Annotated in this window: 26 protein-coding genes; 12 read left to right on the top strand and 14 right to left on the bottom strand. The window is 73.3% G+C overall.

Translation table 11 applies throughout. From position 1 onward, the window contains the following. Window positions 1-2 precede the first annotated feature (2 nt). The 4 genes from U5C87_RS03350 (at window position 3) to U5C87_RS03335 (ending at window position 3,283) form a co-directional block, all read left to right on the top strand. The gene (locus U5C87_RS03350; protein WP_330475229.1) at window positions 3-554 is read left to right on the top strand and encodes an isoprenylcysteine carboxyl methyltransferase family protein; all 552 of its coding nucleotides are present in this window, start codon (window positions 3-5) and stop codon (window positions 552-554) included. Next, window positions 551-1,621: an NAD(P)/FAD-dependent oxidoreductase gene (locus U5C87_RS03345; RefSeq protein ID WP_330475228.1), complete on the top strand. Its 1,071-nt coding sequence runs from the start codon at window positions 551-553 to the stop codon at window positions 1,619-1,621. Before U5C87_RS03350 ends, U5C87_RS03345 begins: the two co-directional genes overlap by 4 nt. After that, the gene (gene idi, locus U5C87_RS03340) at window positions 1,618-2,295 is read left to right on the top strand and encodes an isopentenyl-diphosphate Delta-isomerase (RefSeq protein ID WP_330475227.1); all 678 of its coding nucleotides are present in this window, start codon (window positions 1,618-1,620) and stop codon (window positions 2,293-2,295) included. Before U5C87_RS03345 ends, idi begins: the two co-directional genes overlap by 4 nt. Window positions 2,296-2,488: 193 nt before the next feature. Beyond that, a complete protein-coding gene (locus U5C87_RS03335) occupies window positions 2,489-3,283 on the top strand; it encodes a phosphodiesterase (protein ID WP_330475226.1) in 795 nt (264 codons plus the stop codon). 12 nt (window positions 3,284-3,295) lie between these two features. Here U5C87_RS03335 and U5C87_RS03330 read toward each other — a convergent pair whose 3' ends face one another. Beyond that, complete coding sequence (locus tag U5C87_RS03330; RefSeq protein WP_330475225.1) at window positions 3,296-3,664, bottom strand: VOC family protein; 369 nt, start codon at window positions 3,662-3,664, stop codon at window positions 3,296-3,298. 60 nt (window positions 3,665-3,724) lie between these two features. On the opposite strand from U5C87_RS03330, the gene U5C87_RS03325 reads away from it, so the two are divergent. Continuing rightward, entirely contained in the window at window positions 3,725-4,183 is a 459-nt protein-coding gene (locus tag U5C87_RS03325; RefSeq protein WP_330475224.1) for a MarR family winged helix-turn-helix transcriptional regulator, read from the top strand. A gap of 35 nt (window positions 4,184-4,218) precedes the next feature. Here U5C87_RS03325 and U5C87_RS03320 read toward each other — a convergent pair whose 3' ends face one another. The 6 genes from U5C87_RS03320 to U5C87_RS03295 form a co-directional block, all read right to left on the bottom strand. After that, entirely contained in the window at window positions 4,219-4,665 is a 447-nt protein-coding gene (locus U5C87_RS03320; RefSeq protein WP_330475223.1) for a hypothetical protein, read from the bottom strand. 165 nt (window positions 4,666-4,830) lie between these two features. Beyond that, complete coding sequence (locus U5C87_RS03315; RefSeq protein ID WP_330475222.1) at window positions 4,831-5,172, bottom strand: YciI family protein; 342 nt, start codon at window positions 5,170-5,172, stop codon at window positions 4,831-4,833. Between the two features lie 112 nt (window positions 5,173-5,284). After that, the gene (locus U5C87_RS03310) at window positions 5,285-6,004 is read right to left on the bottom strand and encodes a dienelactone hydrolase family protein (protein ID WP_330475221.1); all 720 of its coding nucleotides are present in this window, start codon (window positions 6,002-6,004) and stop codon (window positions 5,285-5,287) included. 122 nt (window positions 6,005-6,126) lie between these two features. Further along, complete coding sequence (locus U5C87_RS03305) at window positions 6,127-6,570, bottom strand: hypothetical protein (RefSeq protein WP_052358538.1); 444 nt, start codon at window positions 6,568-6,570, stop codon at window positions 6,127-6,129. Window positions 6,571-6,685: 115 nt separating this feature from the next. Continuing rightward, window positions 6,686-7,234 (bottom strand): DoxX family membrane protein, encoded by a 549-nt coding sequence (locus U5C87_RS03300; protein WP_030198437.1) that lies wholly within the window; start codon window positions 7,232-7,234, stop codon window positions 6,686-6,688. A gap of 293 nt (window positions 7,235-7,527) precedes the next feature. Beyond that, window positions 7,528-7,899, bottom strand: coding sequence for an antitoxin (locus tag U5C87_RS03295; protein WP_330475220.1), 372 nt, complete (start codon window positions 7,897-7,899; stop codon window positions 7,528-7,530). Between the two features lie 315 nt (window positions 7,900-8,214). On the opposite strand from U5C87_RS03295, the gene U5C87_RS03290 reads away from it, so the two are divergent. Further along, window positions 8,215-8,967 (top strand): SDR family NAD(P)-dependent oxidoreductase, encoded by a 753-nt coding sequence (locus tag U5C87_RS03290; protein WP_330475219.1) that lies wholly within the window; start codon window positions 8,215-8,217, stop codon window positions 8,965-8,967. 67 nt (window positions 8,968-9,034) lie between these two features. Here the strand turns inward: U5C87_RS03290 and U5C87_RS03285 are convergent, their stop codons facing one another. The 3 genes from U5C87_RS03285 to U5C87_RS03275 form a co-directional block, all read right to left on the bottom strand. Beyond that, the gene (locus U5C87_RS03285) at window positions 9,035-10,066 is read right to left on the bottom strand and encodes an NAD-dependent epimerase/dehydratase family protein (protein ID WP_330475218.1); all 1,032 of its coding nucleotides are present in this window, start codon (window positions 10,064-10,066) and stop codon (window positions 9,035-9,037) included. Further along, window positions 10,063-10,614 carry an SRPBCC domain-containing protein gene (locus U5C87_RS03280; protein WP_330475217.1) on the bottom strand — a complete coding sequence of 184 codons (552 nt, stop codon included), beginning with the start codon at window positions 10,612-10,614 and terminating at the stop codon, window positions 10,063-10,065. Before U5C87_RS03280 ends, U5C87_RS03285 begins: the two co-directional genes overlap by 4 nt. A gap of 135 nt (window positions 10,615-10,749) precedes the next feature. Next, window positions 10,750-11,946, bottom strand: a complete 1,197-nt coding sequence (locus U5C87_RS03275; RefSeq protein WP_330475216.1) for a GNAT family N-acetyltransferase — start codon at window positions 11,944-11,946, stop codon at window positions 10,750-10,752. 508 nt (window positions 11,947-12,454) lie between these two features. On the opposite strand from U5C87_RS03275, the gene U5C87_RS03270 reads away from it, so the two are divergent. The 3 genes from U5C87_RS03270 to U5C87_RS03260 are packed head-to-tail and all read left to right on the top strand — an operon-like array spanning window position 12,455 to window position 16,066. After that, window positions 12,455-14,032: a hypothetical protein gene (locus U5C87_RS03270; RefSeq protein ID WP_330475215.1), complete on the top strand. Its 1,578-nt coding sequence runs from the start codon at window positions 12,455-12,457 to the stop codon at window positions 14,030-14,032. A gap of 23 nt (window positions 14,033-14,055) precedes the next feature. Further along, complete coding sequence (locus tag U5C87_RS03265) at window positions 14,056-14,856, top strand: inositol monophosphatase family protein (protein WP_330475214.1); 801 nt, start codon at window positions 14,056-14,058, stop codon at window positions 14,854-14,856. Window positions 14,857-14,863: 7 nt separating this feature from the next. Continuing rightward, entirely contained in the window at window positions 14,864-16,066 is a 1,203-nt protein-coding gene (locus U5C87_RS03260) for a benzoate/H(+) symporter BenE family transporter (RefSeq protein WP_330475213.1), read from the top strand. A 144-nt stretch (window positions 16,067-16,210) separates the two neighbouring features. Here the strand turns inward: U5C87_RS03260 and U5C87_RS03255 are convergent, their stop codons facing one another. Next, on the bottom strand, window positions 16,211-16,843 hold the full coding sequence (locus U5C87_RS03255) for a hemerythrin domain-containing protein (protein ID WP_330475212.1): 633 nt from the start codon (window positions 16,841-16,843) through the stop codon (window positions 16,211-16,213). Between the two features lie 170 nt (window positions 16,844-17,013). Here U5C87_RS03255 and U5C87_RS03250 point away from each other — a divergent pair, with 170 nt between their 5' ends. From U5C87_RS03250 to U5C87_RS03240, 3 genes are all read left to right on the top strand, one after another. Next, complete coding sequence (locus U5C87_RS03250; RefSeq protein WP_330475211.1) at window positions 17,014-18,438, top strand: esterase/lipase family protein; 1,425 nt, start codon at window positions 17,014-17,016, stop codon at window positions 18,436-18,438. Window positions 18,439-18,567: 129 nt separating this feature from the next. Continuing rightward, window positions 18,568-18,690 carry a hypothetical protein gene (locus U5C87_RS03245; protein ID WP_330475210.1) on the top strand — a complete coding sequence of 41 codons (123 nt, stop codon included), beginning with the start codon at window positions 18,568-18,570 and terminating at the stop codon, window positions 18,688-18,690. Continuing rightward, window positions 18,680-19,087 (top strand): VOC family protein, encoded by a 408-nt coding sequence (locus U5C87_RS03240; RefSeq protein ID WP_330475209.1) that lies wholly within the window; start codon window positions 18,680-18,682, stop codon window positions 19,085-19,087. Before U5C87_RS03245 ends, U5C87_RS03240 begins: the two co-directional genes overlap by 11 nt. A 4-nt stretch (window positions 19,088-19,091) precedes the next feature. On the opposite strand, the gene U5C87_RS03235 is transcribed toward U5C87_RS03240, so the two are convergent. From U5C87_RS03235 to U5C87_RS03225, 3 genes are all read right to left on the bottom strand, one after another. Beyond that, complete coding sequence (locus tag U5C87_RS03235; RefSeq protein WP_330475208.1) at window positions 19,092-19,883, bottom strand: arylamine N-acetyltransferase family protein; 792 nt, start codon at window positions 19,881-19,883, stop codon at window positions 19,092-19,094. A gap of 33 nt (window positions 19,884-19,916) precedes the next feature. Next, complete coding sequence (locus U5C87_RS03230) at window positions 19,917-20,939, bottom strand: Y-family DNA polymerase (RefSeq protein WP_330475207.1); 1,023 nt, start codon at window positions 20,937-20,939, stop codon at window positions 19,917-19,919. Window positions 20,940-21,084: 145 nt separating this feature from the next. Next, entirely contained in the window at window positions 21,085-22,098 is a 1,014-nt protein-coding gene (locus U5C87_RS03225; RefSeq protein WP_330475206.1) for a patatin-like phospholipase family protein, read from the bottom strand. Window positions 22,099-22,163: the final 65 nt, after the last annotated feature.

The raw sequence follows: 22,163 nt of genomic DNA, 5'->3' as shown, positions 1-22,163 counted from the left end.
CCATGGTCTCGCAGTGGCTCTTCACCGGACTGGTCCTGCTCGTCGGTCTCGAGCGCGTCGCCGAGCTCGTCGTGTCCAAACGCCATGCGGCGTGGGCCTTCTCGCGCGGTGGGGTGGAGCGCGGGCAGTCGCACTACCCCGTCATGGTCGTGCTCCACACGGGGCTGCTCGTCGGCGCGGTCGGGGAGGTGTGGCTGGCCGACCGGCCCTTCGTGCCCGCGATGGGCTGGCTCATGCTCGCCCTGGTCGTCGCCAGCCAGGCGCTGCGCTGGTGGTGCATCACGACCCTCGGCAACCAGTGGAACACCCGGGTCATCGTCGTGCCCGGCCTCTCCCTCGTGCGCCGCGGCCCCTACGGCGTCATCCCGCACCCGAACTACGTCGCCGTCGTCGTCGAGGGCCTCGCCCTGCCGCTCGTGCACGACGCGTGGGTGACGGCGCTCGTCTTCACCGTCGCCAACGCCGTGCTGCTCACCGTGCGCATCCGGGTCGAGAACGCCGCCCTGCGCGAGATCGCCTCTCCCGCAGGCGCGCCCACCAAGGCCACCTCGTGAGCGCCGACGTCGTCGTCATCGGCGGAGGTCCCGTCGGGCTCGCCACGGCGTTGTATGCCGTGCGCTCGGGCCTGTCTCCCGTCGTCCTCGAGCCGCGGGCCGGGACGATCGACAAGGCGTGCGGCGAGGGGCTCATGCCCGGTGGGCTCCTGGCGCTCACCGACCTCGGCGTCGACCCGCCCGGCCACGACCTGCGCGGCATCCGCTACCTCGCCCGGGGGCGCCAGGCCGAGGCCGACTTCACCGGCGGGCGGGGCCGCGGTGTCCGGCGCACGACCCTGCACGACGCCCTGGCCCGAGCCGTGGCCGACGCCGGCATCGAGGTGGTGCCGTTCGGCGGGTCCGAGGTCACGCAGGACGACGACGCCGTCACGGTGCGCACTGGCGGAGCGTCCGGCGCCGGACCGACCCTGACCGCTCCCTGGGTGGTCGCCGCCGACGGGCTCCACTCGCCGACGCGCACGTCGCTGGGGCTCGACCGCGACCACGCCGCCACCACGCGCCCGCTGCGCCGCTACGGACTGCGCCAGCACTACGGCATACGCCCGTGGAGCGACCACGTCGAGGTGCACTGGGCCGCTCACGGGGAGGCCTACGTGACACCCGTGGCCAACGACCTCGTCGGCGTCGCCGTGCTCAGCAAGCAGCGAATCCCCTTGTCGGAGAGCCTCGCCGAGTTCCCGCAGCTGCGCGAGCGGCTCGACGGGGCACCGGTCGTCACGTCGGTGCGCGGCGCAGGACCGTTGCGGCAGCGGACGACGCACCGCGTCGCGGGGCGGGTCCTGCTCGCCGGCGACGCGAGCGGCTACGTCGATGCGCTGACGGGGGAGGGCATCTCCCTCGGGCTCGCCCACGCCCGGGCGGCGGTCACGGCCATCGCAGCCGACGACCCCCAGTCCTACGAGCGGTCGTGGCGCGCCGCCACCAGGCGCTACTCGCTGCTGACCCACGGGCTCGTCCAGGTCACGCGCCCGGCGTGGTCCCGTCGGCTGCTCGTGCCTGCCGCCGCCACGCTCCCGCCGGTCTTCCGGAGCGCCGTCAACGAGCTCGCGAGGCCCGGGCGATGACCGGCGGCACGGGCGCGGGAACGGGTGCGGCTCTGGGCGCGGGTGCCGGCATCGGGCAGGACGAGGAGCTCGTCGTCCTCGTCTCGGCGGACGGCGAGGCCGTGGGCACGGCGCCCAAGGCGACGGTGCACGGCCCCGACACCCCGCTCCACCTCGCCTTCTCCGTCTACCTCTTCGACGACGAGGGCGGGCTGCTCGTGACGCAGCGTGCGCTCGGCAAGGCCACCTTCCCGGGCGTGTGGACCAACTCGGCGTGCGGGCACCCGGCGCCCGGCGAGGCAGTCGAGGACGCGGTGCGCCGCCGTGCCCGGGACGAGCTCGGCCTCGACGTGCACGACCTGCGGCTCGTCCTGCCCCGGTTCTCCTACCGGGCCGAGATGGACGGCGTCGTCGAGTGGGAGCTGTGCCCCGTGCTCACGGGTCGGGTCAGGGGGACGGCCCCGCCGCCCCGCCCCGAACCGACCGAGGTCGAGGACGCCCGGTGGGTGCCGTGGGAGCGGTTCGCCGCGGACGTGCTCGCGGGTCGGCGGCAGGTGTCGACGTGGTGCCTCGAGCAGGTGGCCGAGCTGACCGCGCTCGGCGCCGACCCTGCACGTTGGCCGGCCGCAGACCCGGCCGACCTCCCGGCCGCCATGACCACCGAGTCGAGTGAGCGCCCCGCCCCACTCGAGTGAGCGCCCCGCCCCACGGGTGCGCGCCCCGCCCCAGTCGAGTGAGCGCCCCGTCCCAGTCGATTGAGCGCCCCGCCCCACGGGTGCGCGCCCCGCCCAGTCGAGTGAGCGCCCCGCACCGCTCGATCGAGCAAAACGTCCCCGCGGACGCGCCTGACGAGCGCTGCTTCTGCCGTCCGATGGGTAGGTGGGAGGGGTGACCAGCTCCTCCACCACGCGTGATGCCGCAGCCCGCCCGGTCGCCCCGCACCTGCCCCTGCCGCCGGCCCGGGTCGCCGGGGTCGCGCTCGCATCGGGGCTCGGGCTCGTCGCCTGGCTGACCGGACGCAAACCGCTCCACGCCGTCGGGCGCACGTGGTCCGCCGACCTGCGCATCGACGCCCCGCGCCCCGGCCTCGGGGTGCCGCTCCTGCACGACCGGGGCGTGCACGCGTGCACGGTCCGCGTGTCCCGCGCCGTGGGGACGCCGACCGGCTGGTGGGACATCGGTGGGCTCGCCCTGCGCCTCCCCGGTGCCGGCGCCCGGGGTCGGCCTGCCGACCTGCTCTTCGCGACCACCGGCACGGGGCGGCTCACGCGGCACCTCCTTCGCCCGGTGCGCCGTGCCGCCGGGCGGTCGCTGACCACGCTGCTGCCGACGAGGGCCGGAGCGCACACCCTGGCGCTGCTCGTGCGCCCGGTCGACGACGAGCCCGAGCCGCAGGAGTTCGAGCTGGCCGTGGCCGTGGACCGCGGTGGCTGGGACGTCGTGGGCCTGCTGCAGCTGCGCCAGGAGCGGTTCGACGCCGCGATGCGCTTCGACCCGATCGTCGACGAGCTCGACGGCACCACCGCGCCCGCCTGGGTCGTGGCGGTGCGTGAGCCCGCCTACCGCTGGTCCCGCCGGCTCTCACGCCTGACGCACCACTCCGGCGGGCGCGAGCCGGCCACACCCGAGCAGATCATGCCGGAGCCGACCATGCCGGAGCCGCCGCGGGCCGCAGCCGGCTGACCTTCCGTCAGGTCAGGCGCGGTCGTGGAGGGTGACCTGGTAGCCGTCGGGGTCGGCGAAGGTGAAGGTGCGCCCGAACGGGCCGTCGACCGGGGCGGAGACGATGGTGCGCCCGTCCGCGACGAGGGCGTCGTGGATCGCCTGGACGTCCGTGGCGTGCAACCAGACCGCGACGCCGAGGCCGGGCTGCGCGACGGAGTCGAGGTCGGTGCCCGGCACGACGTCGCGGAGTGCGAACGCGATCGGCGTCGTCTCGAAGACGACGGCGTGCGGCGGGCCGGCCTGCGAGCGCACGAGACCGAGGTGCCGCTCGTAGAACGCCTGCGAGGCCGCGAGGTCGCGCACCTGGAGCGAGATGAAGTCGGGACCGGTGACGGACATGATGACCATTCCTTTCGTGTCAGTTATCTGACACGCAGCACGCTATGTCAGAATCCTGACATGAGTCAAGATCGCGTCGGCATCGATCTCGAGACGTCGCTGGGCTACCTCCTCAAAGAGGCGTCCAGTGCCCTTCGCTCCTCCATGGAGGAGGTGCTGCGCCCCCTGGGCATGACCGTGACGCACTACTCCTGCCTCGAGCTGCTGGCCCAGAGACCGGGCCTGTCGAACTCGGAGCTCGCGCGAGGTGCTTTCGTGACGCGGCAGTCGATGAACGTACTGCTCCAGGCCCTCGAGCGGGACGGCTACGTCACCAGGCCGGCGCAGGCCCCGGTCGGCAAGGCCCTCCCCACGCGGCTCACGCCGCGGGGCAGGAAGAGCCTGGACGAGGCGACGGCCGCCGTGCGCTCCGTCGAGCTCAGGATGCTCTCGGGCCTCACCGAGGCCGAGCAGGACGTCGCCCAGCGGATCCTGCGGAGCATGGTCAGCTCACTGCGCCGGGTCGTCGACGACGCCTGACCGCGCGCGACGCGAAGCCGAGTCCCCGTGCCGGGTCAGAAGATCTGGTCGGCCAGGGCCTCGAGCGCGGTGCCGTCGCAGCCGGCCGCCAGGGCCTCGTACGTCGCGCCCCGCGCCGCCTCGCGCGCGTCCGGCGACAGTGCCGCGATGACCGCGGCGACGGCCCGGGCCTCGACGCACTCCGAGGGCATCTGGAGGTTGCCCAGCGTCGGTGCGGAGTCCGGGGACCGGTCCTCGAGCTGGCTCTCGCAGGCGGCGTCGAGCTCGCGCTCGAGCTCCCACAGGTGCACGAGCTCGTCGATCTCGGGATAGCGCTCCAGGCCGCCCTTGGCCACCTCGAGGGCGCTGGCGTCGTGGACGTCCGTCACGGAGCACGCGAGGCGCGCGACGCGAAAGGCGAACGTGCGGGCGCGCCCAGGTTCGGCACCCGCGATCCGCGCGGCGAGGCCGGGTGCCACCGCCTCGACCTGGTGCAGCTCCACGGGCTCTCCTCTTGATCGATCAGCGGTCGGCACTGCAAGAACAGCCCACTGGGCCATACCCGTTGCGCCTCGCGCCCACCCGGTGACCGGGCGTGGCGTGTGGTCCCGACACACCTGCAGGCCCGCGGACCGCCACGAACCCGCCGAAATCGACGGGCCTCCGGCTCACTCCTCCTGCAGCGCTCGCACCTCGACCGGCCCGTGGCAGGCGGCCGAGCCCTCGTGGGCCAGGGCGAGCGCGGCGTCGAGGTCGGCCGCCTCGATGATCCAGAAGCCGCCGAGCCACTCGCGGGCCTCGCTGAACGGCCCGTCCGTGACCGCGCCGGCCGACGCATCGACCACCTTGGCCTGGCTGACGTCGGTGAGGCCGCCGGCGAGGACCCACGCGCCGGTCTGCTGGAGCTTGGTGTTGAAGGCGTCGACGGAGGTGTACATCTGCTGCATCTCGTCGGCCGACGGCATCGCGTCGCCCTCGCGGTGGTGGACGGAGAGAAGGAACTGCGTCATGGGAGTGCTCCTGGTTCGAGAGGGTGTCGGGCCCGGCGTGGTGCCGGTCCATCCCCACGTCGATCGGTCGCGGACCGACTCGACACGGACGGGCGAAGAACCTTCGACAGGTTCAGGCGACGGGCAGCCGCTCGCGCAGGAACTGGACGGTCGTCGACCAGGCGAGGGTCGAGGAGGCGGGGTCGTGCCACGGCATGTCGTCGTTGTCGAACGCGTGGTCGGCGCCGGCATACGTCTCGACGACGGTCGCGGGCTGCCGGGTCAGCGACGCCTCGATCCGGCGCACCGTGTCGGTGTCGATGAAGGAGTCGGCGAGCCCGAAGTGGTGCAGGCTCGGGGCGGTCACGGTGAGGTCCTCGTGGAGGCCGGGCAGCGCCGAGCCGTAGTAGCTCACGAGCGCGTCGAGCGGCGCGGTGTCGTCAGCGTCGCCCGACTCGAGGTGGGCCGCGACGGCGAAGCCGAGGCCACCGCCGAAGCAGAAGCCCAGGACGCCGACGCCCGCCGTCACCTCGTCGCGGTCGCGGAGCCACTGCACCGTCGCGGCGGCGTCGCCGACGGCGGCGTCCCAGTCGAGGCGCTGGACCAGGCCCATGCCCTGCTGGAGCGCGTCGTCGCCCGCGACCGGCGAGGTGACCCCGAGGCGCCAGAAGATCTCGGGCGCGACGACGACGTAGCCCTGCTCGGCGAGCTGGGCGGCACGGCGCTGTACGTAGTCGCTGACGCCGAAGATCTCCTGCAGCACGACGATCCCCGGCCCGTGACCGGTCGGAGGGAGCCAGAGGTGGGCGGGCATCTCGCCGGCATCGGTCGTGATCGTCACGTGTTCGGTCATGTCGCCAGTATGTCGAGACGGCCGGGACCGCGACCGCGTGAGCGCGGCGTGTCCCGGCCGTCGTCGACGGATGGCGTATGCCGTGTGCCCGGGGTGGGTGCCGGTGCAACGCCCCTGCGTGGTCAGCGTCGCGGACGCAGCTCGAGCAGGCGCGCGTCGTACATCCGCACCCGCTCGGCGAGGACGTCGTGCTCGCGCTCGTGGCTGCGCAGCACCGCGACGAGGGAGACGATCGCGACGACGGCCAGGGCGCCGAGGGTGGCGAGCGTGACGACCCCCGACCGGGTGTCGGCGCGGCCCGTGGCGAGGAGGAAGAGGGCGGCGGCGAAGAGCAGGGCGACGACGGCACCGAGCCCGCCGATGCGGCGCGTGGCGGTCCGGTCGACGGCGTCGAGCGCGTCCTGGGCGAGGGCGCGCTCCTCACGGGCGACGCTGCGGCACAGGTAGGTTGCGGCTGGGAAGCGGTGCGGCTCGCCGCGGCGGCCCCGGACGTGCGGCCGGTAGTCGGTCGGGACGTCGACGAGGTGCGGGCCCGGCGCGATCGGCCGGACGGTCAGCGTGGTCATCGGCTGACTCCTTCTCTTGCTCGGTCTGGGTGGTGAGGTGACCGGACGGACAGCGCCGCTGGGTGCCCCGTCACTCTCAGGGTGCACCCAGCGGCGCTCGCCGGGAGGTGTTTGCTCAGTCGTCGGAGCCGGTGTGGAGCCGGGCTCCGAGGGCGTAGGCGGCGACGACCAGGGCCGACGCGGCGAGGACGATGTCCTTGAGGACGTACTGGCCCATCAGGGTCGGGCCGTGCGGGAAGAGCTCGGCCGTGAAGAGCGCGAGCGGCGACATGATCCCGATGAGGGCGCCGCCGAGGACGACGATGCCGACGCGCAGGAACTTGCCGGTGACGAGCGTCAGGCCGATGACGGTCTCGGTGACGGCCGTGAGCAGCACCGCCGTGTGACCCGAGACGAGCCCGAAGGTGAGCCGGTCGATGGTCGCGGAGGCGATGGCCTCGGCCGGGCTGAGGCCCGGGACGAACTTGATGACGCCGAAGCCGAGGAAGACGAGGCCGAGGCAGACCCGCAGGACCTGGAGGCTGTAGGCGACGAGGAACGCCTGGAGGCGGTCGACGGCGCCGGTGAGCGACCGGGTCGCGGTGTGGCGCAGGCCCGTGGTGCCGCCGGTCGAGGACTGACGGTCGGTCTGCTGGCCGGGGTGGTCGATGACGAGCTGGGACATGGTGGTTGCTCCTTGAGGTCGAACTGTCGAGACCTCAGAAGCAGGATGACCCCCGGAAATACCCACCGCCACCGACTTTGAGTCGGCCTACCTAGACCAAACGCCGACCTACACGGGCAAATCCGGCACGATTGCTCAGTCCATCAATTCGCTTGACAGGCAAGCCGATTCACGAGGAGGGCAGGTCGTGTCATTGCGAGTGCGGGGCCGCGGGCGACCAGGACGCGACCCGGGACCAGACAGCCGTATGCCGCCGAGGGGGTCGGCGGCATACGGTCCTTGAGGGTGCCGGCTCAGGTGGGGTTGCCGGCGGGGGATTCCTCGTCGAAGGCACTGTGCTTGTCGTCGGGCACGGCAGAGGCGGCTGGGGTGGGAGGAGCCGCCTTGCTGCTGCTGTTCTGCTCGACGAGCTTGTCGATGCCCTTGTCGACCGAGGAACGAACCTTGGTCACGGTGTCGGCGTGCTTGCCGCCGGTCTTCTCCTCGATCTTGGCCTCGGCCTTGTCGAGGGCGCCGTCGACCTTGCCCCGGTTCTCCTGGGCGTAGCCGGCAGCGGCGGACATGACGGTCTTGGCCATCTCGACGACGGCGTCACCGAAGTCCTTGGCCTTCTCCTGGAAGTGGACCTCGTCCGCCTTGTGCTTCAGCTGCTCACCGAATGACACGGTGTCTCCTCGTCTCGCACTGGCCCGACCCACGTCGGGCTCACTGCTTCCACAGTCATACCCGGTGCCCTCCCGCCGCAACCGGGGTCGACCCCGATTTCGACCCCGAACGACCCTGAGCAGAGGGACCGCACGGGCCCCCGTCAGCCGAGATGTCCGGGATGTCATGGGATGCGTGCAGGCCGTGTCGCGGGCCGTGTCTGGTGCGTCACGTCGGGCTCACTGTGACCTGAAGGACTGCGGTGGAGGGGCGATCGGACGAGACTGGAGGTGGATGCAGGAGCGCTGGCCCACAACTGAACTGGAGTGATCACCATGAAGCGGCTCGAAGGACGGGTGGCGCTCGTGACGGGCGCGGCGAGTGGCATCGGCAAGGCCACGGCACGACGGCTCGCGGACGAGGGGGCGGCCGTCCTGCTGACCGACGTCAACGAGTCGCTGGGGGCGACGACGGCCGAGGAGCTGCGGGCCGCGGGCGCTCGCGTCGACTTCCTCCGGCACGACGTGACGAGCGAGGCGGACTGGGAGGCGGCGGTCGCCAAGGCGGTCGAGGAGTTCGGCTCGCTCGACATCCTCGTCAACAACGCCGGCATGGGCGACCTCGCCCCGATCGAGGACACGAGCGTCGCCGACTGGGAGCGCACCGTCGCGATCGACCAGACCGGTGTCTTCCTCGGCATGAGGACCGCCGCGGTGCACCTCAAGGCCTCGGGCCACGGAGCGGTCGTCAACATCAGCTCGATCTTCGGCACGAGCGGCGGCTTCGGCACGTCGCCCGCCTACCACGCGGCCAAGGGTGCGGTCCGGACCCTGACGAAGAACGTCGCCCTGCACTGGGCGACCGACGGCGTGCGGGTCAACTCGATCCACCCCGGGTTCATCGACACCCCCATCCTCGACGGGGCCCGTGGCACGCCGTTCGAGCAGGCGATGATCGACCTCACCCCGATGGGACGCCTGGGCCGCCCCGAGGAGGTCGCGGCGGGCGTCGCCTACCTCGTGAGCGACGACGCGACCTTCGTCACCGGTCTCGAGCTCTACATCGACGGCGGCTACATCGCCCGCTGACCCCTGGGCGCCCCCGCACGGTCGCGGCGGTGTGACGGGACCGGGCCCGGGGAAGGACCGCCTGCGGCTACCGGCCGCGGGCGGTCGACCACACCCAGTCGAGGACCGACCGGTGACGGGCCCACGTCGGGTCGCCGACCGACGGAGCCTGCGGGTCGCCGTCGAGCGCCGCGCCGTCCGGGGCCCCGTCGCCGGCCCGGGTCGTGGCGAGCGACCGCGACACGGCCTCACCCACCGCGAGCCGCCCTCCGGGAGGCTCCCCGAGCACGTCGGCCGCGTCGCGGTCGCCGACCATGTCGTGGCCCAGGCTCGGGATCAGCGACTGCACCGTCCCGCTCGGCACGTCGACGAGCGCGCCCGCCACGCGCGCGACCGTCTCGACGGGGGCCAGCCACACGGGCAGCTGCACGCGCAGCAGGCGGGCGCGGGCGGCATACGTCCTCAGCAGCGAGACGTAGCTGAGCCGGTCCGGTCCCACGACGTCGAGGTGTCCCGTCACGTCGGGCCGCTCGAGCGCCTCGGCGAGGAACCACACTGCGTCGGCGACGGCGACCGGCTGGATGACCGAGCTGCCCATCCACGCCGGGACCGTCTGCACGACGCCGAGCCGCGTGGACATCTGGCGCATCACCTCGAAGCTCGTCGACCCGGCGCCGACGACCATCGACGCGCGCAGCGTCAGCACCGAGCAGTCCGCCGTCGCGAGGATCTCCTCGACCTCCAGCCTGGAGAGCAGGTGGTCCGACAGCTCGTCGTCGGGCAGGTCGGGCACGATGCCCGAGAAGTAGACGAGCCGCGACGCGCCCACGACGCCCGCGGCATACGCGACGTTGTCGGCCGCCTGTCGGTCGAGCCGCATGAAGTCCGCGTCGTCGAGCCCGTGCACGAGGTAGCAGATCGCGTCGACCCCGTGCAGGGCCTCGAGGACGCGCTCCTCGTCCTGCACGTCGACGCGTCGCCACTCGACGTCGCCGGACCATGGGTATGCCGTCGACGGGCTCCTGTGGTGCGTGGCCACGACCTCGTGGCCGCGTCGGAGCAGCTCCGGCACGAGGCGCGACCCGACGTAGCCGCTCGCGCCGACGACTGCGACCCTCATCGTCGTTTGCGCTCGCGGCGATCGCGCCGGAAGGAGCCGAACAGGTCGGTGGCGGACCGGATGAGGTCGAGGGAGCCGTCGTCGTCGGCCGCCGCGTCCGGGACCGGCCCCGGCACGGCCATGAGCGTGAGGAAGCGCTCGATGAGCGGGTCGGAGGCGCGCTGGACGAGGCCGGTGCCGAAGTCCATCGGGAAGCCGAGGAAGACGAGGTCGGTCACGAGGTGGGCCCGGGTGCGCTCGTCCTTGGCGACCGGGTGCAGCGTCAGGGTGATGTCGATGGTGGCCCGGCCGAGGCCGTGCCGCTCCTGGCCCGTGGCCGTCAGTCGCGCCCGGCCGCGGTCCTCGTCGCGCTCGACCATCGAGCCGGTGCCGTCGAAGTACATCGACAGCGGCCCTAGCTTGGCCTTGATCTCGCCGACGAAGTCGTCACCGTCGACCTCGGTCACCTTGGCACCGGGGAAGGAGCGGCCGATCCGGTGCAGGTCCATGAAGTTGGCCCAGACCACGCCCTGCGGTGCGTCGAGCTCCTGCTCGTGACCGAGTCTCATCGCGTGTCCTTCCGTCGGCGCGCCGCCCGGTCGGTGACGGGCGGCGCCTGGTTCAACGGTGGCATACCCGGACGGGTGCCGACAGGGGCGCCCCGGCCGGTCGCGTCGACCGGCCGAGGCAGCAGGGTGGTCGCGTCAGTCGCTGGCACCCGGCGGCAGGAGCTCCCAGTGCAGGCCGTCGCCCCAGCCGCCGCCGGCGAGGCGGTCGACGGCGTGCTCGCGCCCGAAGGAGGTGAAGCCGACCGAGCGCAGCACGGCGTTGCTCGCCTCGTTGTCGGCCGCGGTCTCGGCGACGAGGCGGCGCACGCCGAGGCCGCCCTCGGCCGCCGGCGCGAGCGCGTGGGCGACGGCGAGCCGGGCCGCCTCCTTGGCGGCGCCGCGGCCGCGCGCGCTCGGGAAGAACTGGTAGCCCAGCTCGGCCGTGTCGCCGATGGGGCCACCACGGCTGAAGAGGGTCACGCTGCCGAGGGCGCGGTCGGTCGCCAGGTCCGCCACGCACCAGTCGAGGGCCGTCCCCTCCGACATCCGCTCCTGTCGCGTCAGCAGCCAGGCCGGGAAGGTCTCGCGGCGCAGGATCGAGCGCGCCGGCATCCAGTTGTCCGGGTCGTTGCGGGGCTCGATGGCGTCGACGTCGTCGGGTCGCCACGGCCGCAGGCGCACCTGCTCGCCGATGATCTCGGTCGGGGCGAGCCACGGCGTCCGCGCCGTCAGCGGGTCGCCCGGCGTGATGCTGCCGGTCCACGTGTCGAGGGCCTCGGGGCCGCCCTCCGGGTCGGGGTGGCTGCCCGGGACCGTGCCGTGGAAGGTGAAGCCGGCCGCCCACACGGCCCGGCGCGAGCCCCAGTTGCCGACGACGGCGCGCCAGTGGACGCGGCCGACGGGCGCGCCCCAGACGGTGTTGGCGAAGGCGTAAGCGACGACGAGCCGGACGGCACGCGACATCAGGCCGCGGCCGCGGGCGTCCGGGTGCAGCCCGAAGCCGAGCTCGCCGGCCGACGGCGCTGCGCCGGGGCGCAGGTCGATGGTGCCGCCGTAGCGGGCGGCGCCCGTGTCGTCCGTCCACTCGATGGCCCACGAGCGCGTGGCGCCGGGCTCGCCCCAGGCGGCGAGGTTGTGCTCGACCCAGCCCAGCGCGTCGTCGCGGCCGTAGGGCCGCGGGACCGTCGTCCAGCGCAGGCTGTCCGGGTCGGTGCTCTGCTCGACGATCGCGTCGGCGTCCTCGACCGAGTGCGCCCGGAGGGTCACGACCCCGTCGGTCAGGACGGGCACGTCGGGCTTCACGGCGGGTGCGACATCGGGTGTCACGGCGGGCGGCTGGGAGGTGTCGGTCACGGCGTCAGCCTGCCAGCCGGCATACGCCCTCGTCACCGCGGTTTGTCCGCTCCGGCGTGGCCAGAAGGGGCCGGCGCAAACGAGAAGGACCGGGAGCCACCATGTGGCTCCCGGTCCTTTTGGCCCGCTTCCCCTCCACAGGCTGCGTTCCGAGCCCTACCGTACCCAATGGGTCGACGCGATGAACATCTGTTGCGCACCGGCTCGACGGACGCAACTCGGGGGAGGGTGCGGACCGCGCGGCAGACGCCGCCGGCCGCGTGAAGGGGGCTGCGGTGAGGTCGCTGACAGGGGTCGCACAGGCGTGCGAGCGGGCCTGGAGCACAGGGCTGCCCGAGCGGGACGGGAGCCTCCCCCTGGCGCCGGCTCCCGTCCCTGAGCATCGGGCTCGGAGCCACCCTATGAACGTCGTATGCCGTGTCTGCCCCGGGTTGCGCACCTTCGTCCCGCGCGCAACACGTCGTCGGACACCCCGCGCGCTCGCGCTCTGCAACCGGGGGAGCACCTCGTGCTGAGCGACGAGGTGCAGTGGGTGCTGCGCAACGCCCGGCTGCACGCGGCCGACCCGGCCCTGCGCAGCGCGGCGGGCTTCGCCCAGGGAGCCGGCCGGGCCGCGCCGGTGCACCGCGCGCAGGTCGGCCGCTGGGAGAACGGCGGCGTCGAGGTCACCCGGGAGCTCGTGCGCCGCTACGAGTCGGTGCTCGAGCTGCCCGAGGGCCAGCTGCTCGCGGCCGTCGACTTCTTCGCCCGGTCGCGGCACCCGATCCGGGCGGCGGCCGCGCTGCCCCCGCGGACCGACCCGGACGCCGACGCGACCCTGACGCTGCTCGAGCGGGCCCTCGGCGACGAGCGGATGACCGGTCTCGACTGGGACCGCCTCTCCGACAGCCTCGGCCGGATGCCGCACGTGCTCGTCCGCACGTCCGACTGGGAGCGGCTCTTCCGGCGGCTGCTCCAGGAGCTCGGCCTCGGCCTCCAGCTCGACTACGCCCAGCGCGCTGAGGCGCTCGCCCGGCTCGCCGGGCACCCCCGCAGCGGCGCCGTCGTCGCCCGCCTGGCTGCCGAGGTCGTGGCCCGTCCGGACGCGCAGTTCTACAACGACACCCTCAGCCTGCTCCAGTTCACCCGGGACCCGGAGGCGCTCTCGGTCCTCTTCGACCAGCTGCGCGCCCCGACCAACGCGAGCTCGCTCCGGGCCTGCCTCATCGTCCTGACGACCCTCGTGCGCGGCGCCCGCCTCGAGCCCGAGACGAGGCTCGAGGCCATCCGTCTCGCCGTGCAGCACCTGCGCGACCCGGACCAGCCCTACCTCGTGCACCGCGGAGCCGCGAACCTCGTGCGCACCCTCGGCCCGGCCGGCAGCCACCGGGTCGCGACGGTCCTCACCGCGGAGGACCGGCGCGTCGCGGCCTCGATCATCCGCGACGGGCGGGCCATCACGTCGCAGGCGATCCGCGAGGCCCACCAGCGCATCCGGGCGGTGCTCGAGGCGGGCGAGGGACGGGCCGCCGCTGGTGAGCCCGTGCTCGGCGACCTCCTCCAGACGGCGCTCGGCGAGACGAACGAGGAGGACCGCTCCAACGCCCTGTGCATCCTCATGCTGTCGCCGCAGGCCTCGATCATCGGCACCGTGCACGCCTCCGCCTTCGCCGACGCGATGGCCCGGGACGACCACGTCGCCGCCCACGAGAGCGCGACCGTCCTGACCTGGATGGGGCAGCTCGAGGACCTCGACCTCTTCGAGCGGGTCGCGCTGTCTCAGGCCACGCCGCCCACGGTCGCCATGGAGGCCGGCTACGTCGTCGGCAACGTCGTCGAGCCGCCGGGCCGTCGGCGTGAAGAGCGCGAGGCGTCCTTCGCCCGACGCGTCGCCGAGGTCATCGCGACCGGTGCCGGCGACCCGCACGCCGAGCTGCTGCGCGGGCTCGTCTACGTCCTCGGCATGCGGCGGCGGCGCGACCTGCTGACGGCCCTCGCCGATGCGCTGCCGGAGCCGGGGCCCGACCCGCGGGCCATGCCGGAGATCGCGCGCGGCGTCCTCGGCTGGTGGCTCGCCGTGCCCGAGCACCTGCACCCGGAGCGGTGAGCCCGAGTCGCTAGGTTGGAGCCGTGCAGACGGACGAGGTGCTGAGCCTCCTGAAGGACGTGGCCGAGCAGGTCATCAACCCCCGCTTCCGGGCGCTCGCCGACGGCGAGATCCACGAGAAGCGGCCGGGCGACCTCGTCACCGACGCCGACCGCGAGGCCGAGGTGCTCATCACCGCCGCTCTCGTCGCCGCCTACCCCGACGCCGTCGTGCTCGGCGAGGAGACCTTCGCGGGCGACCCGGCGCTCATGGAGCGCTATGCCGCCGCCGACCACGCGTTCACCGTCGACCCCGTCGACGGCACGAAGAACTTCGTCCACGGCTCCAAGGACCACGCCGTCATGGTGAGCGAGACGGTGGACGGCGAGGCCGTGCGGGCCTGGATCTGGCAGCCGCAGCACGAGGTCGGCTACGTCGCCGAGCGCGGCAGCGGCACGTGGCGCCACGACGCCGACGGGACGACGCGCCTGACGGTCCCCGAGCGCGGCGACGACGCGCTCCGTGGCCGCACGTCGCGCCGGGCGTGGATCGGGCAGGCCCTCGCCGGGCTGCAGCCGATGACGCTGACGTGGGTGTCGTGCGGCATCGACTACCCCAAGCTCGTCGAGGGCGAGGCCGACTACATCCTCTACGCGTCCGCCGCGCCGTGGGACCACGTGCCCGGCTCGCTCCTGCTCGCCGAGGCCGGCGGCCTGCTCGGCACGACCGAGGGCGTCACGTACTCACCTCGCGACACCGCGCCCCCGGGCCTGGTCGCCGCCGGGAGCCCCACGGCATACGACCACGTATGCCGTGCGCTCGCCTCGAGCGCCCACCTGCCCTGAGGTCTCGGTGACCTCACGTTCCGGCTCGACGGGCTCGACGGGCTCGACCGGCTCGACGGGGCACGCCGTCCTGGCGGGCGTCGTGTGCGGGCTCGTCGGCTTCACGAGCTCGTTCGCCGTCGTCCTGACGGGACTGCGCGCGGTCGGCGCGAGCCCGGAGCAGGCCGCGTCGGGCCTGCTCGTGCTGTGCGTGACGATGGGCCTCGGCTGCGTGCTCTTCTCGTGGCGGCTGCGCATGCCGATCACCATGGCGTGGTCGACGCCGGGTGCCGCGCTGCTCGCTGCCGCGACGGTGCCGGCTGGTGGGTTCGCTTCTGCCGTGGGCGCTTTCGTCGTGTGCGGCGTGCTGCTCGCGCTGTGCGGACTGCTGCGGCCGCTCGAGCGGCTCGTCGAGAGCATCCCGACCCCGCTGGCCAGCGCGATGCTCGCGGGCGTGCTGCTGACGCTGTGCGTCGCCCCCTTCCGGGCGGTCGTCGCCTCGCCGGCCGCGATCGCGCCGGTCATGCTGACGTGGCTCGTCCTCGTCGCGGTCGCGCGGCGCTGGGCCGTCGTCGGCGCCCTCGTCGCGGCGCTCGTGGTCATGGCGGTGCAGGGCGTCTTCGGCCGCCTCGACCTCGCCACGGCCGCACCGTCGATCGTCGCCGTCGCGCCGACCTGGCACGCGACCACCCTTCTCGCCGTGGCCGTCCCGCTCTTCATCGTCACGATGACGAGCCAGAACATCCCCGGCACGGCGGTGCTCGCGTCGTTCGGCTACCGCCCCGGCATGCGCGCGCCGCTGCTCTACACGGGCGGCGCGAGCGCGGTCGGCGCCCTCGGCGGCGCGCACGCCATCAACCTCGCCGCCATCTCGGCGGCCCTCGCGGCCGGACCCGAGGCGCACCCGGACCGCAGCCGCCGGTGGGTCGCCGGAGTGGCCTGCGGCTTCGCCTACCTCGCCTTCGGACCGCTCGCGGGGATCGTCACGGCCGCAGCGCGATCCGCGCCGCCGGGGCTGATCGAGACGATCGCCGGGCTCGCGCTGCTCGGCACCTTCGCGGGCGCCGCGGCATCCGCGCTCGGGGACGCGTCGTCGCGGGAGGCGGGCGCCGTGACGCTCGTCGTCGCGGCCTCGGGCGTCACGGTCGCCGGGATCGGAGCGGCGTTCTGGGGCCTCGTCGCCGGTGTCCTCGTCCTCGTCGCCCTCCGCCTCGACCACCGCCGCCGCTGACCCTCCCCGACGTCGAGTGCCCACGAACTCACGTCGGGAACTGGGCACTCGACGTGATCTGTGAGTCGAGTGCCCACGAACTCACGTCGGGAACTGGGCACTCGACGTGATCTGTGAGTCGAGTGCCCAGTTCCCGGCAGCTGGTCATTCCTCGGAGGCGCCGGCGGAGGCCTTCTTGGACTTCGCCGCACGCGCGGGCGCCGTCTTCGCGGCCTTCTTCGCGTCGCGAGCCGCCTTCTTGGCGGTGGCCGAGGCCTTGCTCGTCTTCTTCGCCGCCACGTAGCGCTCGGGGTCCTTGTCCTTCGGCGTGATCCCCTCGGCCCAGCGCACGGCCTCGTAGCGCAGGAACTGGACCGCGATCTCGTGGCGCAGCTCGAGGCTGGCGCGCTGCCGGAAGTCGGCGAGGTCCTGGCGCTCCTCCTCGCCCATGTGGTCGCTGTTGTGCACGTTGGCGTCGACGACGGCGGTCCACCACGCGTCCGACCCGGTGCGGCAGCGCCCGACCTTGCGCACGGACTTGCGGATGTCGTTGTGGTCCTTGACGGCGTCCTCGACCTCCTCGTCGACGGACTCGGCGTCGGCGCCACCCGTGCCGATGCGCAGCAGCTCCGGGTAGAAGTAGAGCTCCTCGGCCTCGGCGTGGGTCTCGAGGAGGATCTCGAGGCGCTTCCAGATCGCGGCGAGGCCCTCGTGGTCGTCGCGCGGCCACTCCTCGAGCATGGCGAACATCCGTCGCTGCTCGTCGTGCTGGCGGAGGATGACGTCGGTGATGTCCACGAAGGGGCCTTTCTGTCGTCCGGAGGCTTCCGGATCCACTGTGCCGCATCCATACCCGATGTACGCGTAGGCCCGGTTGCGCCCGGCTTCGTCGTTTCGCGTATCACCGCGCCCCGGTGGTGCCACCGTTGGTCGGGAGAGTTCACCGACGCACGGATGGGTGGTTCGCGATGACGAGCAACGACCTGGTCGTGGTGCTTCCGGGCATCACCGGCAGCACCCTCGGGGTCCGCGGCGACGACGGCTCGCCCGCGAGCGAGAACCTCATCTGGGCCCCGAGCGCCGGAGCGGTCTGGAAGCTGCTGACCGGCGGCCAGTCCATCCTCAAGAAGGCGCTGCCCGAGGGCATCGGCGACGGGCACCCCGACGACGGGGTCGAGCCGGTTGGCCTGATGCCGGACGTCCACGTGCTCCCGGGCATCTGGACGCCGATCCGGGGCTACGACGTGCTCGTCGACGCGCTGGAGCAGCAGGGCTACCAGCGCGGGACCGGCGGCAAGCCGGCCACGCTCATCCCGTTCGCCTACGACTGGCGCCTCTCCAACCGCTACAACGGCGAGCGGCTGGGGACCGTCGTCGAGCCCGCGCTCGAGCGGCTGCGCGCGCAGGGTGGGGCGTATGCCGACGCCAAGGTCGTCTTCATCTGCCACTCCATGGGTGGCCTCGTCGCCCGCTGGTACATCGAGAAGTGCGGTGGCGCGGAGGTGACGCGCAAGCTGATCACCCTCGGCACGCCCTGGCGCGGCGCGACCGATGCGCTGGAGCAGCTCGTCAACGGCGTCAAGAAGGGGATCGGCCCGCTGTCGATCGACCTGACCGCCTTCTCCCGGAGCATGCCCTCGCTCTTCCAGCTCCTCCCGGAGTACGCGTGCATCTCCGACGGGGCCGGGGGCTGGTCCAAGACGACGGAGGTGTCGGTGCCCAACGTCAGCACCGCGATGGTCACAGACGCGATGACCTTCCACACCGACCTGCAGGCCGCCGAGGTGGCACGTCCGGCGAGCCGCACGATGACCCACATGGTCGTCGGCATCCGCCAGCCGAGCCAGACCACGGTCACCTTCCAGGACGGTCACGCGGTGACGTCGCAGACCTTCGGGAGCGACAACGACTACGGCGACGGCACGGTCTCGCTCACCGGGGCCGTCGGGCTGGGGGAGGCGCTCGACACCAACCTCGCGGTGCGCGTGCCCGAGCAGCACACCAACCTCCAGTGCAACCAGTTCGTCCTCGACCAGGTGCAGGAGATCCTCACGGCCCAGCCGGTGCGCCGCCGCGAGATCACCGATGCGAGCGTGCGCGCCGTCGTGCCCGACCTCGTCACGCCCGGGCAGCCGCTCAAGGTGGCCTTCGACCTCGAGTCGGACGACCCAGGCGCCGACCCGCCGCACAAGGCCGTGACCGTGACGGTGCGCAACGCCAAGGGGAAGGTGCTCGCCGCGGCGGAGCCGACGCTGCGCCACGGGCACGGCGTCGCGACCTTCGCCGACCTGCCCGCCGGCACGCACTCGGTCACCCTCGCCGGGTCGGGACCCACCTCGACGGTCCGCCCCGTCACCTCGACGACCCTCGTATGGCCCGAGCCGCCCCGCTGAACCAGGCCCACGCCCGGCCATCGCGCTCGTGATCCTGCGCCTGATCACGCGCCCGCTGCGCCATGGCGACACCTCCGGCGCGATCTCCCGCGCGATCTGCCGCGCGAGCCGCGGCGCGACGCCGAACTGGTGATCCTGCGCCTGATCGCGCGCCCGCTGCGCCATGGCGACACCGCCGGCGCGATCTCCCGCGCGATCAGGCGCACGACGTGGTGTCTGCGGCTCGTGGTTGGGTCGGAGCATGACCACTGACACCTCTGCACCGAAGATCGGCTGGGACTGTGTCGCGCTCGACTGCGCCGACGCGGCCGGCGTCGCGCAGTTCTACGCCGACCTGCTCGGCGGCACGGTCGACGCAGACCCCGACGGCGACTGGTTCAACGTGCTGTGGGACGGCCCGCGCATCGCCACGCAGGTCGCGCCCGACCAGACGTCGCCCGACTGGCCCCGGGGCCAGCAGCAGGCGCACCTCGACTTCGTCGTCACCGACATCGCGGCCGCGCACGAGCGGGTGCTCGCCCTCGGCGGCACGGCGCTCGACCCGGTCGACCCGCCGGAGCCCGGCCCCGAGCGCGGTTTCCGCGTCTACGCGGACCCCGCCGGCCACCCCTTCTGCCTGTGCCGGCCGACGAAGGACGCGTGGGGCTGAGCCCTCACCGCACGACGAGGCCGAAGTGTTCGCCCAGGGCGGCGGTCACTGCGTCCTCGCCGACGAGCACGGTCTCCTCGCGCCGCCCGTGCGTGGTCGTGATGAGCCGGTCGCCGCTCAGGGTGATGCGCCCCGTCGGCGTCAGCACCGAGGCGAGACGCGAGCGCGTGAAGTGGCTCTCCGGCGACGTCTGCTGCCAGACGTTGCGCTCCTCGAAGTCCGCAAGCGGGTGCGGGGTGGCCGTGAAGACGAACCGGTCGCGCCAGTCCTCGCCGGCCTCGCGCTCGCGGTAGGCCCACGCGTCCCCTCGTCGCTCGAGCCCCACGTCGTGGTCGCGCTCACGTCGCCCGAGGCCGTCGCGCAGCGGCAGCGGCTCGATGAACCCGGCGCCGAAGCCGACGTCCGCGAGCACGGACTCGTCCAGGCTGCCGCCTGACACGACGAGCGCGACGTGGTCGAACTCGTCGGTGAGCCCGCCCTCCGCGGTGGCCACGCGCGCCGAGACGAGGTCGACGGCATACCCGAGGCTGCGCAGCAGCAGGGCGAAGAGGCCGTTGAGCTCGTAGCAGTAGCCGCCGCGCCGCGCACCGACGACCTTGTCCAGCAATGAGATCCGGTCGAGACGGATCTGCCGCCGGAGCGTCACGTCGAGGTTCTCGAAGGGCACGCTGAGCAGGTGCGCGCGGTGCAGCGACGCCAGCGCGGCGAGGGTCGGTGCCTCCGGGGCCGTCACACCGATCCGGGCGAGGTAGGCGCCGGCCTCGGCGGTGGTCAGGGCGTCATTCGGTGGGGTCACGTGCTCATGCTGCGACTTCGAGCCCCCTTGAGGTCAAGCGGGAGCGGGTAGCGGCAGCGTCACGCCGACCAGGGTCACGCCGCGCCCGTCGCTCTCGTATGCCGTCCGCTCCAGCAGGTGCCCGGCCGCGGCCCGCAGGGTGGCGGGGTCGAGGGTCGGGGCCTCGAGCGGTCCGCGCTCGAGCACCTGGGCGCCGTCGTCGTAGCGGACGAGCACCTCGAGCCGGCTCGGCAGCCGAGGCGGGTCGTCGAGCCCCTGCACCCGGGTGACGGCACGGTCGACGCACTCGTCGAGGACGGCGACCACCTTGGAGCGGGTCCGCGTGGCGGCGAAGGACCGGCTCGTGCTCACCGACCGTCGTGGCTGCGGCAGGCGGATCGTGGCGTCGTCGGTGCCGCGCGCGATGGAGACGAGGCGTCGGGCCATCGCCGTGGTGACGATGCGTTTGAGGTCGTCCTCGTCGAGACTGTCGAGGTCCGAGACGACGAAAAGGCCTGCGGCGTGGAGCTTCTCGTAGGTGGTGGGTCCGACTCCCCACAGCTCGTCGAGACGCAGCCGGGGTCGCACGCGCGCCTCGAGCTCGGCGTCGACGACGACGAGACCGTCGGGCTTGGCGCGGCGGCTGGCGAGCTTGGCCATGAGCTTGGTGCGACCGATCCCGACCGACACGGGCAGCCCCACCTCGGTGCGCGCGGCTGCGCGCAGGGCGACCGCCAGTCCGCGAGGGTCGCCGCGGTCGCGTCCCGTGACGTCGAGGAAGGCCTCCTCGACAGAGCCGGGCTCGACGAGCGGGGTGAAGCGGCGGAAGATCTCGAACAGCCGGGCCGAGGCCTCCTCGTAGGCCTCGGTGCGGTAGCCGGTCACGAGCACCTGCGGCCAGCGGCGCCGGACCTGGCGCACCGGCATACCGGCGTGGATGCCGAGGGCACGGGCCTCGTAGGAGGGGCAGGCGACGACCTCGTGGGCGACGACGATCGGCTGACCGCGCAACGTCGGGTCGTCGCGCTGCTCGACGGAGGCGAGGAAGGCGTCGGCGTCGGCGTGCAGGAGGACCACGAGCCCAGTCTCGACCCCGGAACCGACAGCCGCCGGGGCGATGGCCGGGATGAAGTGCGGGATGGTCTTGCGACCGGTGGGGTGATCACCACACCGATCGCAGGACCATCCGCAGCATCACGCCCCGCCCCTCCCTCGGGACGGGTCAGTAGCCGGCGTGGTCGAGGGCCTCGGTGGTCAGCTGCCGCCCGAGCTCGATCATCTCCGCGGCGCGGTGGAAGTCGAGCGTGCGCACGGCGTTGGACGGCACGGTGACGAGGACGTCCGGCGGGTTGCTCGCCATCCGGTAGCGCGAGATGAGCGCCGACATCGTGTCGAACGACATGTTGAGCAGGTCGAGCAGCCCGACGTCGGCGGACCTGACGACGAGCGCGTCGGTCGGCGTCTGCGGGAGCTCGTCGAGGGCCTCGGGCGGCAGGGCCGGGGCCTGCGCGTGCTCGGGGTCGAGGTCGCGGGAGTGCCCGCCGAACCGGCTCGTGATGGAACGGAAGCGCTCGGACTCGAGCACGTCGGTGGCGCTGCGGCGCAGGCGAGTCGTCCACTCCTGGCGCGGGACCGGCTCGGACGACTCCTTGACCGGGGTCGTCGGGCCGCCCGGGGCGCGCATGCCCGACAGCGAGACGGCGATCGTCAGGTCGGCCGAGGCGGCGGCGGTCGGCTCGATGGGGATCGGGTTGATGAGGCCGCCGTCGACGAGCACCCGCCCGTTGATGACCGCCGGCGTGATGACGCCGGGGATCGCGATGGACGCCCGGATCGCGTGCTCCACCGGGCCCCGCTGGAACCACACCTCGCGGCGCGCGTTGATGTCCGTCGCGACGGCCGTGTAGGGGATGGGCAGGCCCTCGATCGTCGCGCCGTCGAGGATCTCGCCGACCTTGGCGATGATCCGCTCGGCCCGGATCGCGCCGTTCGGCGAGGTGATGCTGAGGTCGAGCAGCCGCCACACCTCGCGCTGGGTCAGGCTGCGCGCCCACTCCGTGTAGGGCCCGAGCTTGCCGGCCGCCGCGACGCCGCCGACGAGGGCGCCCATCGACGTGCCGGCGATCGACACGACCTCGAAGCCCCGCTCGGCGAGCACCTCGAGCGCCCCGATGTGGGCGTAGCCACGGGCCCCGCCCGATCCGAGCACGACCGCCGCACGCATCCCCTCTGCCACACCCCGACGATACGACCCTCCGCAGCGGCCCGCGCGCGGGTCGGTGAGGTCGAGCCGGTGACGAT

Origin of the sequence: Terrabacter sp. C0L_2 (genome assembly GCF_036352015.1) — a bacterium.
Lineage (GTDB): Bacteria > Actinomycetota > Actinomycetes > Actinomycetales > Dermatophilaceae > Terrabacter > Terrabacter tumescens.
Note: the sequence above shows the minus strand (reverse complement) of the source record. Positions and strands in the feature narration are given on the sequence as shown.